This window comes from Alcanivorax sp. NBRC 102024 (assembly GCF_001602235.1).
Classification (GTDB): domain Bacteria; phylum Pseudomonadota; class Gammaproteobacteria; order Pseudomonadales; family Alcanivoracaceae; genus Alcanivorax.
This window is the reverse complement of sequence record NZ_BDAS01000004.1, coordinates 284380-297340: the sequence shown is the minus strand read 5'-3', so window position 1 is coordinate 297340 and position 12961 is coordinate 284380. Positions and strand designations below refer to the sequence as shown.

Sequence of the window (12961 nt, the reverse complement as noted above, 5' to 3'; positions counted from 1 at the left end):
GTATTAATGTACTGTTTCAGGCGTCGGTGCCGCTGCTCGCAGGTGCCAGGGCATCGCGGATCAGCGCCGGCACATTGCGGCGCGCTTCCACTTCGGCCACTTCCAGGGCGCTGGTGAAGCCTTCCACCGTGGTACCGCCATGGCTTTTCACCACCACGCCGCGCAGGCCAACCAGGCTGGCGCCATTGTAACGGTCCGGGTCCATGCGCGATTTCAAGCCACGGAACACCGGCAGTGCCAGCAAGGCGGAAAGCTTGCGCAACCAGGAACGCTCTGCTTCCTCGCGGATCATGTTCTTGAGCATCTTGGCCACGCCTTCCATGGTCTTGAGCGACACATTGCCCACAAAACCGTCGCAGACCACCACGTCGGCCTCACCGGCGAAGATGCCATCCCCTTCAATAAAGCCGGCGTAATTGATGTTTGGCGCATCCCGCAACAGCGCAGCGGCGTCCTTGATCTGCTCGTTGCCCTTGATATCTTCCTCACCGATATTGAGCAGGGCCACCCGGGGATGGCGTACCCCATCCACCGCATTGACCAGGGCTTGTCCCATGAGGGCAAACTGCAACAGGTGCTCTGGCTCGGAATCCACATTGGCGCCCAGGTCCAGCATATGACAGTGACCGGAGACAGTGGGAATGGCGGTGCAGATGGCGGGTCGATCCACCCCGGGGAGGGTTTTCAGTACAAAGCGGCTCACGGCCATGAGTGCGCCGGTATTACCGGCACTGATAGCCGCCTGGGCACGCCCTTCCTTGACCATGTTGATGGCCACCCGCATGGAAGAGTCTTTTTTCTGGCGCAGGGCCACGGCCACCGGATCATCCATGGCCACCAGTTCGCTGGCAGGCTGGACCGTCACCCGGGGATGGCCATCAAGGCCGGCCTTTTTGATGGCGTCAGCCAGCGGTTCCGGCTGGCCAACGAGAATAATGTGCAGATGTTCCTGGCGGGAAAGCATTGTTGCCACAGCAGGCACTGTCACGGCCAGACCGTGATCTCCCCCCATGGCATCCACCGCCAACGTCACAACCGACATGGGCTGTTTCCTTGTTATCAATTCAGCGGCGGACATTCTGACAAATTTCCGCCCATGGAAACATGGTGACTTCTTATTCGCTTACAAAAATGACCACTTACAAAAAATCCTCCCGAAGGAGGATTTCATGGTGCCTTTACAGGTGCAGGCACACAGCAAAACGGGAGCCCCTGGCTCCCGCGTCACTTATTCGTCGTCGGTCTCAACCTGACGAATCACCTGGCGGCCACGGTACATGCCGTCCGGAGAAATGTGGTGACGACGGTGAACTTCACCGGTGTTGGTATCTTCGGTCAGCGCGGCAGAAGTCAGCGCGTCGTGAGAACGGCGCATGCCGCGCTTGGAACGGGTTTTACGGTTCTTCTGAACAGCCATTTCGAACTCCTCGGGCGTTTATTCAGCCTGAATTTACTTGCCTTGACCTTTTAATTTGGCCAGCACGGCAAAAGGGTTATCCGCGTTTTCCTGTTTCTCAGGTTTACCGCTCTCGTGCGGTAAAGCTGTCGGGCAAGAGTCATGCAGTGCCACCAACGGCATGGCCAGCAACAATTCCTCTTCAAGCAGATCGGTGAGCACCATGGGCTCCTCACCAACCAGCCAGGGGTCCAGTCGCTCCGGCAACGCCTTGGCCTGATCCTCATTCCATACCAGCGCCACATTGATGGTCGCCTGTACGTCACAGGTCACTGGCTCCAGGCAGCGCTGGCATGGCAGCACCAGTTTCGTGCTAACCTCGCCCTCGATACGCCGATGCCCCTCTTCATCACGACCGAACGCCAGTGATATTGCTACCGGCTGGTCCAGACTTTCGTGGTATTCCTGCAGGCGAGGCAGGTCTCCAACGGTGAGCTGGCCCTCAACGACGCGACCCTGATCCGCGTATTTGCGGGGATCGAGGAACTGTGGCAGTTGCCCTGAAAACATAAGCGCGCAATTCTAGGGCCGCAAGGCCCGCCTGTCAAAGTTAATGTGGTCAGCTAAGCTACTGACGTGAAAAGAGTTTTTTGTAACCGGCAAAAAGATTACCGGTCTGGAGGCAGAAATCCGGCCCAGGCGGGTCATTTTACCCGGTTTAACGGCCTACAGCCCTTCTTCCATCCCGGGAAAATCACTACACTCTGCCGCGCCTGAAGCGGAGATTATCATGACCGACACCCCTGCCCTGTTACTTGCCTCATCCTCACCTTTCCGTCGCCAGTTATTGGACAAGTTAGGTGTGGATTTTATCCACCAGAGCCCGGATATCGATGAATCCCCCCTGGCGGGCGAATCTCCCCGTGAAATGGTGATGCGCCTGGCCCTGAACAAGGCCTCGGCTCTGGCCGGTGACCACCCGAATACACTGATTATCGGTTCTGACCAGGTCGCCGTGATCGGCGATCAGGTGCTGGGCAAACCCGGCACACGGGAAAAGGCCATCGATCAGCTGACGTCAGCCAGCGGCCAGCGGGTCACTTTTCTTACCGGCCTGTGCCTGCTCAATACCGCCACCGGACGAAGCCAGGTGGCCTGCGACCCTTTTCACGTGCAGTTTCGCACTCTGCGCCCGGAACAGATCGAGCGCTATGTGGACGCAGAACAACCTCTCAATTGCGCCGGCAGCTTCAAATCCGAGGGACTGGGCATCGTCCTGTTCAAGGCAATGGAAGGCCGCGACCCCAATACCCTGGTGGGCCTGCCGTTGATTCTGTTGACGGAATTCCTGGCAGCGGAGGGACTCTCTCTGCCTCTATAAAGGAATGGCGCGGGCTCCGGAGCAATGCGGCCTCCGGAACCCGCTAGCTGGCGGCGCTCTTTCAGCGAATTTCCGGAGCCGCCGACAGGCCCAGCGTCTTGGCGACACCTTCGCCGATGGAAACACCGAAACGACGGACGAACTCTTCCAGGGGCGAGCGGCTGACGCTGTAGTTCACCATCTCTTCCAGATTGACCACATCCCGGGCCACGTCACCGGGGCTTTTCAGGCCATCCACCAACCCCAGATCCAGCGCTTTCTCACCGGTCCAGAACAGGCCAGAGAAAATCTCCGGATGGGTATCTGCCTTGAGACGATCGCCTCGGCCATTCTTCACGGCGGTAATAAACTGCTGATGGATCTCATCCAGCATCGTCTGCATATGCTCTCGATCATCCGCGCTGATCGGAGAAAACGGATCCATCACTGCCTTGTTTTCTCCTGCGGTGAGCACACGGCGCTCCACACCCAGCTTGTCCGCAGCTTCCTGGAAACCGAAACCGGCCATAATCACACCGATGGACCCCACGATACTGGCGGGATCCGCATAAATTTCATCCGCGGCAGAGGCAATGTAATAGGCGCCAGAAGCACCGAGATCGGTAATGGCGGCGTACACCTTCTTCTCCGGGTACTCGGCACGCAGCCGCTTGATCGCGTTGTAAACCTGGTTGGACTGCACCGGTGAGCCGCCCGGGCTATTGATCTTGAGGACGATAGCTTTGGCGTTTTCCGCTTCGAAAGCCCGAGTCAGCCCGGAGACAATCATATCCGCACTGGCATCCTGATCCGGGGCAATCACGCCGGAGACGTTAACGAACCCCACATGCTCCTCGGTGACTGTCATGCTTTCCCCGGTTTTGCCCGGCAACATGACGAAAAGCAGCACGAAAAGGTAAACGAAAGTGAGAATCTTGAAGAAAATACCCCAGCGACGGGATTTGCGGTGCTCGTCCTGGGCCTGGCCCAGCAATTTCTCGATGAGTTTCCACTCTCGCTCATTCCCGGGACGGGAAGATGGGGACTGATTTTCCATTTACAGACTCTCCGTAACCAGTTCAGTGGCTGCCAAACCCAGTACAGGCAGCAGATGGTGCAATCTATCAATGACAGCCAGAGGCTCACAAGGCAATAACTTCTCCACCGGGTGGGCACCGTAACTGACCGCAACACGATCAACACCGGCGGCACGAGCCATCTCCAGATCAAACGTGGTGTCACCCACAACAATCGCCCTCTGTGCCGGCACCGCCAGCTCTTCGAGCAACTCCAGCACCATGGCGGGATGTGGCTTGGAATGACTTTCATCGGCGCAACGGGAGGCATGGAAGTAACGATCCAGCCCGGTATTGCCCCATACCCGCTGCAACCCCTTGCGGCTTTTGCCTGTGGCGACCGCCAGCTTCAGCCCGGTATCCCGCAGTTCGGTCAATAACGATTCGGCACCGGGATAGAGCGCGCTGGGGGTCGCCTCTGCGGCAATAAAGTGGAATGCATAGCGCTCGCGCATGGATTCGATGCCACCGCCGTCCAGCACCGGGTACAGCGTCCCGATTGCCTCCGGCAGCCCCAGTCCGATAATGCTGCGCACCACTTCATCGGGCAGTGAAGGCAACCCCAGATCCCCCGCCGCAAGCTGCATACAGCTGACGATACGCCCGGTGGAGTCCATCACCGTGCCATCCCAGTCAAAGATCACCAGATCATAATTCACCGGGCACCTCGCAGGGCGGTCAGGATGGCCTCGAAATCCTCATCCAGCGGCGCGGTGAGGGAAACCGTCTTGCCGGTATTCGGGTGAGGAAAAACCAGGGTCCGGGCATGCAGGCACAGCCGTTTGTGACCGATGCTGGCCAGCAACGCGGCGCCTTTGTCCGTGCCGTATTTGTCATCCCCCAGCAGAGGGAACCCGCCAAACTGGCTGTGCACGCGAATCTGGTGTGTGCGCCCGGTTTCCAGGGTGGCTTCCACCAACTGTGCGTCCGCCAACCGCTCCAGCATGCGAAAATGGGTCACCGAGGCTTTGCCCTCCCGGGACACCCGGACGATTCGCTCGTTGCCGTTCTGCATTTTCAGCAGAGGCGCCTCCAGGGTCCGCTCCTTGCCCTTGAACCCCTGACAGAGCAGCCAGTAGCGTTTCTCTACCTGACCGGCCTGCATCAGTCGCTGCAGCTTGCGCAGAAAGGCACGCTTGCGGGCCACCATGATCAGGCCGCTGGTATCCCGATCCAGTCGGTGTACCAGTTCCATTTCCTTTTCCTGGGGGTAAATGACCCTCAGGGCCTCAATCAGCCCCAGGCTCACCCCGCTGCCACCATGCACGGCCAGCCCCGCGGGCTTGTTGAAAACGAAAAGCTGGTCATCCTCATAGACGCAGGCACGGCTGAGCCGCTCGGTAAGTCCGCTGCTGACCACCGGTGGCGCCTCGGATTCACTGGTACGGATCGGCGGGATACGCACCACATCGCCACTGGCCAGCCGGGTAGTCTGTTTGGCGCGCCCTTTATTCACCCGCACTTCCCCGGAGCGGATAATCCGGTAGACACGGGATTTGGGCACCCCTTTGAGGTGGGTGAAGAGGAAATTGTCCAGGCGTTGACCGTGACGGCCTTCGTCGATAGTCACGAAGCTGACACGATCCGCTGCGGGGGTCTCGTCTGACATGGCGGCGATTCTATAGAAAAGCAGTTAATAGTGAACAGTTAACAGTGAATACTTCCGCGCAAAAGTGCATTCCCACCTAAAATGCCACCAGCCCACACCCAACTCACAAGCGCGGGCCAATGCCTATCAACAACAAAGAATCGATACTGTAAAGCTATTAACTGTTAACGATTAACTATTCACTGCCCCCTTCCTATCTGATTGATCCCCCTTGGCTTTTGCTGCTATAGTCAAGCGTCGACCTGAATATAGGCGACGGCGACGCGCAGCGAACATTCGCCGTCCGGCCCGCTCCGGCATAGCCGTGAAGACAGAGCCCGCCTCAGGTTTACAACAAGCGTTATCGCCCATTCGCAGAATGCAGTGTGGGCAAACGCTGCAGATGAACCCATTTAAACAGCGTCCGATGACGGACCCTGAACATTAACGATGGTGGCTGCAGCGCCGGTCAAACGACCTGGAAAACAGACAGACAAGAGTTTACACATTGCTGTGTGACGCTAACCACGGCAATCGCGTGAAGCATTATAGACTGGCCACTTGCCAGTACGATTACGCACTAAACATTGCACACAACTCGGAGAGCCGCTGACTCAGGCACAATCATCACCCAGGAAAGCGATTAAACACGCCCAGCGTGCGCCCTGCCCGTGACAAGCCTGCCAGCACTCCCCCTGGTCTGCTACCGGTTACATTCCGGCCCTGCCTCATGCCACCACAACCTTGTGGTAGCACCATGAAACGTATGCTTATTAACGCCACTCACCCTGAAGAGGTTCGGGTGGCACTGGTCGACGGCCAACGGCTGTATGACCTGGATATCGAACACAGAACCCGCGAACAGAAAAAGGCCAACATCTACAAAGGCAAGATCACCCGGGTAGAACCCTCCCTGGAAGCCGCCTTCGTGGACTTCGGCGCTGAACGCCACGGTTTTCTCCCTCTCAAGGAAATTTCCCGCCAGTACTTCCAGAAAGACCCGAAAGATATCCAGGGTCGCATCAACATCAAGGAAGTCATCAAGGAAGGCCAGGAGGTCATTATCCAGGTGGCCAAGGAAGAGCGCGGCAATAAAGGCGCCGCCCTCACCACCTTCATCAGCCTGGCCGGCCGCTATCTGGTACTGATGCCCAACAACCCCCGGGCCGGCGGTATTTCCCGTCGCATTGAGGGTGAGGAACGCCAGCAGCTCAAGGAAGCCCTGGGCGCGCTGACCATCCCCGATGAAATGGGGGTCATTGTTCGCACCGCAGGGCTGGGCCGTAGCGCCGAAGAACTGCAGTGGGACCTGAACTACCTGCTGAAGCTGTGGAATTCCATTGATGATGCCTCCCGGGAACGCAAGGCGCCCTTCCTGATCTACCAGGAATCCAACGTCATCATCCGCGCCATTCGCGATTATCTGCGCAAGGACATTGGCGAAGTCCTGATCGACTCCAAAAAAGTCTACGACGAGGCCCAGGGCTTCGTGCAGCAGGTCATGCAGGACTTCCAGCACAAGATCAAGCTGTACAGCGATGAGACGCCGCTCTTTTCCCGCTTCCAGATCGAATCCCAGATCGAGACCGCCTTCGAGCGTGAAGTCAAACTGCCGTCCGGTGGTTCCATTGTCATCGATCCCACCGAAGCGCTGGTATCCATCGATATCAACTCCTCCCGGGCCACCAAGGGCGCGGACATCGAGGAAACCGCCCTGAACACCAACCTGGAAGCGGCGGATGAAATCGCCCGCCAGTTGCGCCTGCGTGATATCGGCGGCCTGATCGTGGTGGACTTCATCGACATGGGGCCGGCACGCAATCAGCGCGATGTGGAAAACCGCATGCGCGATGCCCTGGAGGCTGACCGGGCCCGTATCCAGCTGGGTCGCATCTCGCGCTTTGGCCTGCTTGAGCTGTCCCGACAGCGGCTGCGGCCGAGCCTGGGGGAAACCTCCAGCATTGTCTGCCCGCGCTGTAACGGACAGGGCCATATCCGTGACGTGAAATCCCTGGCGCTGAGCATCCTTCGCCTGATCGAAGAAGAGGTCATGAAGGAGCGCACCGGCGAGATCCAGGCCCAGGTACCAGTGGCCGTGGCCACCTACCTGTTGAACGAAAAACGCGAACCCCTGCGCGCCATTGAAGATGCGCATAACGTGCGTGTGGTCATCATCCCCAACCAGAATCTGGAAACCCCGCATTTCGAGGTGGAACGGATTCGCGATGACCAAACCACCGCCCAGCCAAGCCACGAGATGGAGCTGCTGGAAGGAAACAAGGATGCGGATATCGCTTCCGCCCAGGATACGGAAATCAAGACCCAGGAGCCGGCGGTCAAACTGATGGCACCGGATACCGCCCCGCCAGCGCCGAAGCCGGCTCCGGCACCGGCGGCTACCGCAAAAGAAAATCTGGGTATCCTGGCCCGCTTCTTCACCTGGCTGGCGCAGATCTTTACCAGCGAGCCCAAGCCGGCCAAGGTCAAGAAACCCCAGCCCCAGGGCAAGGGTAACCCGCGCCAGCAACACTCCCGCGGCGGTCGCGGCGGCAACAACCGTAACCGTAACGACAACCGAAACAAGCAGGATGCTGGCAAGAGCGGCGGCAAGGGTGGCGACAGTGATAATCGCAATCCGCGCAACAAACGCCAGAACGACAAGGACGGTGGCAATCGCAAGAACGATAACCGCCAGTCGGACAACCGTTCCGCAGACCGCTCCGGCGACAACAAGGACGACAATCGCAACGAACGTCGCGGCCGTAACGACAACCGTCGTAACCGCAACGACAACCGTGGCGGCGACAACCGTAACGACGGTCGTAACAATGAAGGCCGCAATGACAACAAGGGCGACAAGAGCGACGGCGGTAACAAGCCACGCAACAAGAAGCCCCAGCAGCAGGACAACACCGAAGGCAGCAGTGACAGCAAGGGGCCCAAGGCACCCCGTCGCAACGATGCCAAGGATGACCGTCCCCTGCGCGAACGCCAGCGTCCTGCAAAAACTGCAGCCAGTGGCGACAAGCCTGCTGGCGATCAGAAGCCCCAGCAGGCTCAACCGGCCCGCAACGTAAAGCAGGGCGACAAGCCGCAACCGACCCGCTCCCCTGCCCCGGCAGCGGAGCAGGACGATGAAGGCCATCCGCCGGCGAAGCTGGTTCCGGCACAGGAACCCACTGCCAGTGCGCAGCCTCAGGCAGCCAGCAAGGCGGAGAAAACAGAGAAAGCCGAAAGTGAACGCGCGGCCAAGCCGGCACAGCCTCAGGAAACGGCCAAAACCGAAAAGGTAGAGACCGACGCCGAGGCACAACCCGCTGAGCAAGCTGCCACCCCGGCTCCGGTTGCGGAAAAGCCGCAAGCAGACACCCAGCCCAAGCAGCCGGTAAACGCCGAGCCGCCAGCGAAGGCTGAAGCGAAACCGCACGCTGAAGCGCCCGAGAAACCGGCCGAAAAACCGGTAGCGCCCGCGCCTGCTGCGGAGAAACCTGCCCAGGAAACAGAAGCGTCCCAGGCCGAAACGCCGAAAGCGGCCGCACCCAACGCTGAGCAGCCCGCCGCTGCACCGCAACCAGCTGCTGCCAAAGCCCCTGAGCAAGCTGCGCCACAAGCCCAGGACACGGCCAAAGCAGAAACGCCTGCCCAGGCGCCCGCTGCAGAGTCCCCGGTTCAGGCGGAAGACAAGCCTGCCGCCAGCGAACCGGTGGCAGAAAAGAGCCCGGCCGAAGGCGATACGACGGTCCGCGCCAGCAATGATCCGCGCCAACCGGGCTACCAGCGCACTGCGCCGGCTCCCCGTGAAGCGGAGAAGCCGAAGGCGGCCCCCGAGCCGGAAGCCAATGCGCTCCCCAGCCGGGCCACCGAGGTGAAAGCGGTACGCGCCGAAGCCAAGCCCGCCGCCGCAGAAATGGGCCGGGCCAGCAATGACCCGCGCCAGCGTCGTCGGCAGCAACAGGCCGAAGCGGCCGCCGCCGCCAAAGCCGCAGAAGAGGATGCTTCCTCGGAATCCTGAGGTAAGCTGACTCTTCACCATAAAAAAAGCCCCGCTCTTTTGAGCGGGGCTTTTTTTATGGGTGCTTTCCAAAACGTAGGGTGCACTGAGCCTAAGGCGAACTCTTCGCGCTCAAGCACGCATACTCTCTCGTTCGTACAGCTCCGCTATTACGGCAGCAGGACCGGCTCCTGCTCCAGGCTGACGCCGAAGCGCTCCCACACATCACGACGCACGGCAGAGGCCAGTGCCAGCACATCATCGCTGGTCGCGCCGCCATGGTTGACCAGCACCAGAGCTTGCTCAATATGCATACCCACGGGCCCCAACCTGCGGCCCTTCCAACCGGCCTGTTCGATCAGCCAACCGGCAGCCAGCTTGATGCCCTCGGGCTGCTCATAGCCCACCAGGCCCGGGAAGCTCTTTTTCAGTTGCCCCGCCTTGCTGGCAGTAACCACCGGATTTTTGAAAAAGCTGCCCGCATTGGCCAGTACCGCCGGGTCAGGCAATTTACTCTGACGCACGGCAATCACTCGCTCGCGCACGGACGCCGGCGATATTTCGTCACTGGGTAAATGGCCGAAGTATTCTTTCAGGGGGCCATAACTCACATTACAGGCGGGTATCTTGTTGAGGCGCAGCTCGATGCCGGTAATCACATAACGGCCGCGATCACGGCTTTTGAAACGGCTGTCACGGTAGGCGAACGCACATTCTTCGGCAGCAAAGTGAGTCACCCGACCGGTTGCCACTTCCATGACGGTCACCTGCTCCAGCACTTGGGACAGCTCTACCCCATACGCGCCGATATTCTGGAAAGGTGCCGCCCCGGCGGTGCCGGGAATCAATGACAGGTTTTCCAGTCCCTGCCAGCCCTGCTCCACCGTCCAGCCCACCAGGTCATCCCAGTGCACTCCGGCACCGGCAGCGACCCAGACACAGTGTTCATCCTCTTTTACCCTGGCCATACCGTCCATGGCCGGACACAGTGTCAGACCGGGCAAATCATTCTGGATCACCAGATTGCTGCCTTCACCGATTACATGTAACGGCTGTGATGGATCCCGCGTTGCCAGCACCTGCTCCAGGGCATCCAGCGTGGCTGGCCGGGCCAGACGTCGGGCCCGGGCAGGCAGGCGCAGGGTGTTCAGTGCACTCAGATCCGCATCCGTTTCTATCAGTGCCGGCGGCAGGCTCATAGCCGCTCCCGCAACGCGTCCAGCAGACCGTCGGCACCGCCCTCAATCAGGTCCAGTACCCGGTCGAAACCGTCCTCGCCGCCATAGTAAGGATCCGGCACCTCTTTCACTGACGCGGCGGTGGAGTAATCCAGAAACCGGCCCAGCGTCACATTCACATCCGCTGGCTGCATGGCTTGCAGATCCGCCAGATTGGTATTGTCCATGGCCAATACCACATCAAATTCATAGAAGTCCTGCGGACTCACCTGCCGAGCACGCAGGGTATCCATCTGATAACCGCGGCGGGCCGCCGCTTCCCGGGTGCGGGGATCCGGGGCACGACCGATATGCCAGTCACCGGTACCGGCGCTGTCGATACGGATATGCGCTTCCAGGCCGGCGGCGATCACCCGCTCGCGAAAGACCGCTTCAGCGGTCGGCGAACGACAGATATTACCCAGACAGACGAACAGGACGGACACCGTCATACCTGCCCTCCCAGTTGTTTTCGCAGGCGCTCCAGATCTGCCGGGGTATCCACCCCACCGGGTACGACCTCAGTGGCCGGCGCCACATGGATCGCCACGCCGTTGGCCATGGCTCGCAGCTGCTCCAGGGATTCCAGTTGTTCCAGTTGGGCTGGCGGCCACTGGACATATTGGTGAAGGAAAGACACCCGATAGGCATAGATGCCGATGTGCCGCCACCACTGGCCATCGCGGATATCCCTGCCACCCTCCGCAAAGCCATCGCGATGCCAGGGGATCGGCGCACGGGAAAAATACAGGGCTCGACCCTGGTCATCGAACACCACTTTCACCACATTGGGGTTGAACAGAGAGTCCGCATCATCGATGGGCTCACACAGAGTGGCCATCTGGCAGGAAGGATTGGCGGCCAGGTTGGCGGCTACCTGGTTAATCACCGACGGCGGAATCAACGGCTCATCGCCCTGCACATTGACGATAATATCGTCATCGGCCAATCCCAGTGTGGCGGCCACTTCCTGAAGACGATCGGTGCCCGAAGGATGGTCCTCCCGGGTCATCACCACCGGCACCTGTCCGTCCAGGGCAGCCGCAATGCGGCTGTCATCGGTGGCCACATAGACCTGCCCCGCCTCACTCTGCTGGCAGCGCTCGGCGACTCGTACCACCATGGGTTTGCCGGCAATATCCGCCAGCGGTTTACCCGGTAGGCGGGTTGATGCGTACCGGGCAGGCACCACCACATAAAAACTCATTAGAAAACCTCATTCAGTAAAGCTTCAAGCTACAAGCCGCAAGCTACAACGCGAGCAAAGGATTGTTGAAACACATGAGCCGCGACCAGCGCCGCTCACAATAAAACAAAGCCTATTCCGCGTTGAAGCTTGTAGCTTGCAGCTATTCCTTTCCCAGCGCCCGGTCCAGCATCTGCTCCAGCAACCCCTCAGGCAAACTGGCTGTCACCGGCAGGTACCACCAGTGAGGCTCTGCGAAAGGAGCGCATTTGACCGCATCCTTCTCCGTCATGAGTACGGGCAGCCCATCAGCAAAAGCCAGATCCGCTGGCTGGAAAGCGTGATGATCGGGGAAGACATGAGGAGTCGTGCCAAGACCCAGCATACTAAGCAGATTGAAAAAGCGCTTGGGGTTGCCAATACCGGCCACCGCATGGACCTGGGGATGCTTGCGCAGGAATGCCCGGGGATCGAGCGTTTCCTCCGTGGCCAGGGAGGTGATGTCTGCAGGGCGCATTATCATGGGGTATGCCCCACTCCAACCGCCACCGGTGCTGACCACGAAATCCACCTCCTTGAGGCGAGTGGCCGGCTCGCGCAACGGACCCTCCGGCAAACAGCGTCCATTACCAAGACCACGCTGGCCGTCCACCACAACAATTTCAGCGCTGCGGGGCAAGGCATAGTGCTGCAGCCCATCGTCGCTAATTACCAGATCCGGGCTGTGCTCACGAATCGCCACATCCAGAGCGTTACGGCGGTCCGGGTCCAGAATAACCGGCACCCCGGTGCGACGGGCGATGAGCACCGGCTCGTCTCCCACTTCCAGGGCATTGCTGTCCGCCGTGACCTGGCGGGGATACTGATCCGTCTTGCCTCCGAATCCCCGGGATACCACTGCCACCTTCAATCCACGGGCAACGGCGGCCTGGACCAGGGCGATCACCAACGGGGTCTTGCCGGTACCGCCCACGGTGATATTACCGACGACCAACACCGGCACCGGCGGTAACGGCCTTTGCTTGCGGAACCGTTGCAGCCGGCGCTTGGCTTCCAGTGACACCAGCAGGGAGAGTGGTCTCAGCGGCACCAGCCAGGGGCTGCCCTTGTACCAGCCCTGTTGAATCCATTCGCTCAATGAGCCCAT

The 12961-nt window shown here is 59.8% G+C and carries 12 protein-coding genes; 2 read left to right on the top strand and 10 right to left on the bottom strand.

What is annotated here, in order from left to right:
- Positions 1 to 16: 16 nt before the first annotated feature.
- From plsX to A0251_RS09275, 3 genes are all read right to left on the bottom strand, one after another.
- Complete coding sequence (gene plsX / locus A0251_RS09285; RefSeq protein ID WP_062816567.1) at positions 17 to 1042, bottom strand: phosphate acyltransferase PlsX; 1026 nt, start codon at positions 1040 to 1042, stop codon at positions 17 to 19.
- 186 nt (positions 1043 to 1228) lie between these two features.
- Complete coding sequence (gene rpmF, locus A0251_RS09280; protein WP_035247326.1) at positions 1229 to 1417, bottom strand: 50S ribosomal protein L32; 189 nt, start codon at positions 1415 to 1417, stop codon at positions 1229 to 1231.
- Positions 1418 to 1450: 33 nt separating this feature from the next.
- Entirely contained in the window at positions 1451 to 1966 is a 516-nt protein-coding gene (locus A0251_RS09275) for a YceD family protein (RefSeq protein WP_062816566.1), read from the bottom strand.
- Between the two features lie 220 nt (positions 1967 to 2186).
- On the opposite strand from A0251_RS09275, the gene A0251_RS09270 reads away from it, so the two are divergent.
- On the top strand, positions 2187 to 2777 hold the full coding sequence (locus A0251_RS09270; protein ID WP_062816565.1) for a nucleoside triphosphate pyrophosphatase: 591 nt from the start codon (positions 2187 to 2189) through the stop codon (positions 2775 to 2777).
- A 61-nt stretch (positions 2778 to 2838) separates the two neighbouring features.
- On the opposite strand, the gene sppA is transcribed toward A0251_RS09270, so the two are convergent.
- Genes sppA through A0251_RS09255 form a run of 3 tightly spaced genes read right to left on the bottom strand, consistent with a single transcriptional unit; the run spans position 2839 to position 5441 of the window.
- On the bottom strand, positions 2839 to 3813 hold the full coding sequence (sppA, locus tag A0251_RS09265; protein WP_062816564.1) for a signal peptide peptidase SppA: 975 nt from the start codon (positions 3811 to 3813) through the stop codon (positions 2839 to 2841).
- Positions 3814 to 4491 carry an HAD-IA family hydrolase gene (locus tag A0251_RS09260; RefSeq protein ID WP_062816563.1) on the bottom strand — a complete coding sequence of 226 codons (678 nt, stop codon included), beginning with the start codon at positions 4489 to 4491 and terminating at the stop codon, positions 3814 to 3816.
- Complete coding sequence (locus tag A0251_RS09255; RefSeq protein WP_062816562.1) at positions 4488 to 5441, bottom strand: RluA family pseudouridine synthase; 954 nt, start codon at positions 5439 to 5441, stop codon at positions 4488 to 4490. The genes A0251_RS09260 and A0251_RS09255 overlap by 4 nt, the downstream gene beginning before the upstream one ends.
- 736 nt (positions 5442 to 6177) lie before the next feature.
- Here A0251_RS09255 and rne point away from each other — a divergent pair.
- A complete protein-coding gene (rne, locus tag A0251_RS09250; protein WP_082810817.1) occupies positions 6178 to 9432 on the top strand; it encodes a ribonuclease E in 3255 nt (1084 codons plus the stop codon).
- 149 nt (positions 9433 to 9581) lie between these two features.
- On the opposite strand, the gene murB is transcribed toward rne, so the two are convergent.
- The 4 genes from murB to lpxK form a co-directional block, all read right to left on the bottom strand.
- Positions 9582 to 10610: a UDP-N-acetylmuramate dehydrogenase gene (murB, locus tag A0251_RS09245; protein ID WP_062816560.1), complete on the bottom strand. Its 1029-nt coding sequence runs from the start codon at positions 10608 to 10610 to the stop codon at positions 9582 to 9584.
- Complete coding sequence (locus A0251_RS09240; protein WP_197461892.1) at positions 10607 to 11080, bottom strand: low molecular weight protein-tyrosine-phosphatase; 474 nt, start codon at positions 11078 to 11080, stop codon at positions 10607 to 10609. The genes murB and A0251_RS09240 overlap by 4 nt, the downstream gene beginning before the upstream one ends.
- A complete protein-coding gene (kdsB, locus tag A0251_RS09235; RefSeq protein WP_062816559.1) occupies positions 11077 to 11835 on the bottom strand; it encodes a 3-deoxy-manno-octulosonate cytidylyltransferase in 759 nt (252 codons plus the stop codon). Before kdsB ends, A0251_RS09240 begins: the two co-directional genes overlap by 4 nt.
- A gap of 142 nt (positions 11836 to 11977) precedes the next feature.
- Complete coding sequence (gene lpxK, locus A0251_RS09230; RefSeq protein ID WP_062816558.1) at positions 11978 to 12961, bottom strand: tetraacyldisaccharide 4'-kinase; 984 nt, start codon at positions 12959 to 12961, stop codon at positions 11978 to 11980.

Coding starts and splice junctions, on each gene's coding strand:
- A0251_RS09270 (WP_062816565.1), top strand. CDS start 2,187: ATGACCGACACCCCTGCCCTGTTACTTGCCTCATCCTCACCTTTCCGT.
- A0251_RS09255 (WP_062816562.1), bottom strand. CDS start 5,441: ATGTCAGACGAGACCCCCGCAGCGGATCGTGTCAGCTTCGTGACTATC.
- kdsB (WP_062816559.1), bottom strand. CDS start 11,835: ATGAGTTTTTATGTGGTGGTGCCTGCCCGGTACGCATCAACCCGCCTA.
- rpmF (WP_035247326.1), bottom strand. CDS start 1,417: ATGGCTGTTCAGAAGAACCGTAAAACCCGTTCCAAGCGCGGCATGCGC.
- A0251_RS09240 (WP_197461892.1), bottom strand. CDS start 11,080: ATGACGGTGTCCGTCCTGTTCGTCTGTCTGGGTAATATCTGTCGTTCG.
- sppA (WP_062816564.1), bottom strand. CDS start 3,813: ATGGAAAATCAGTCCCCATCTTCCCGTCCCGGGAATGAGCGAGAGTGG.
- lpxK (WP_062816558.1), bottom strand. CDS start 12,961: ATGGGCTCATTGAGCGAATGGATTCAACAGGGCTGGTACAAGGGCAGC.
- murB (WP_062816560.1), bottom strand. CDS start 10,610: ATGAGCCTGCCGCCGGCACTGATAGAAACGGATGCGGATCTGAGTGCA.
- rne (WP_082810817.1), top strand. CDS start 6,178: ATGAAACGTATGCTTATTAACGCCACTCACCCTGAAGAGGTTCGGGTG.
- A0251_RS09275 (WP_062816566.1), bottom strand. CDS start 1,966: ATGTTTTCAGGGCAACTGCCACAGTTCCTCGATCCCCGCAAATACGCG.
- plsX (WP_062816567.1), bottom strand. CDS start 1,042: ATGTCGGTTGTGACGTTGGCGGTGGATGCCATGGGGGGAGATCACGGT.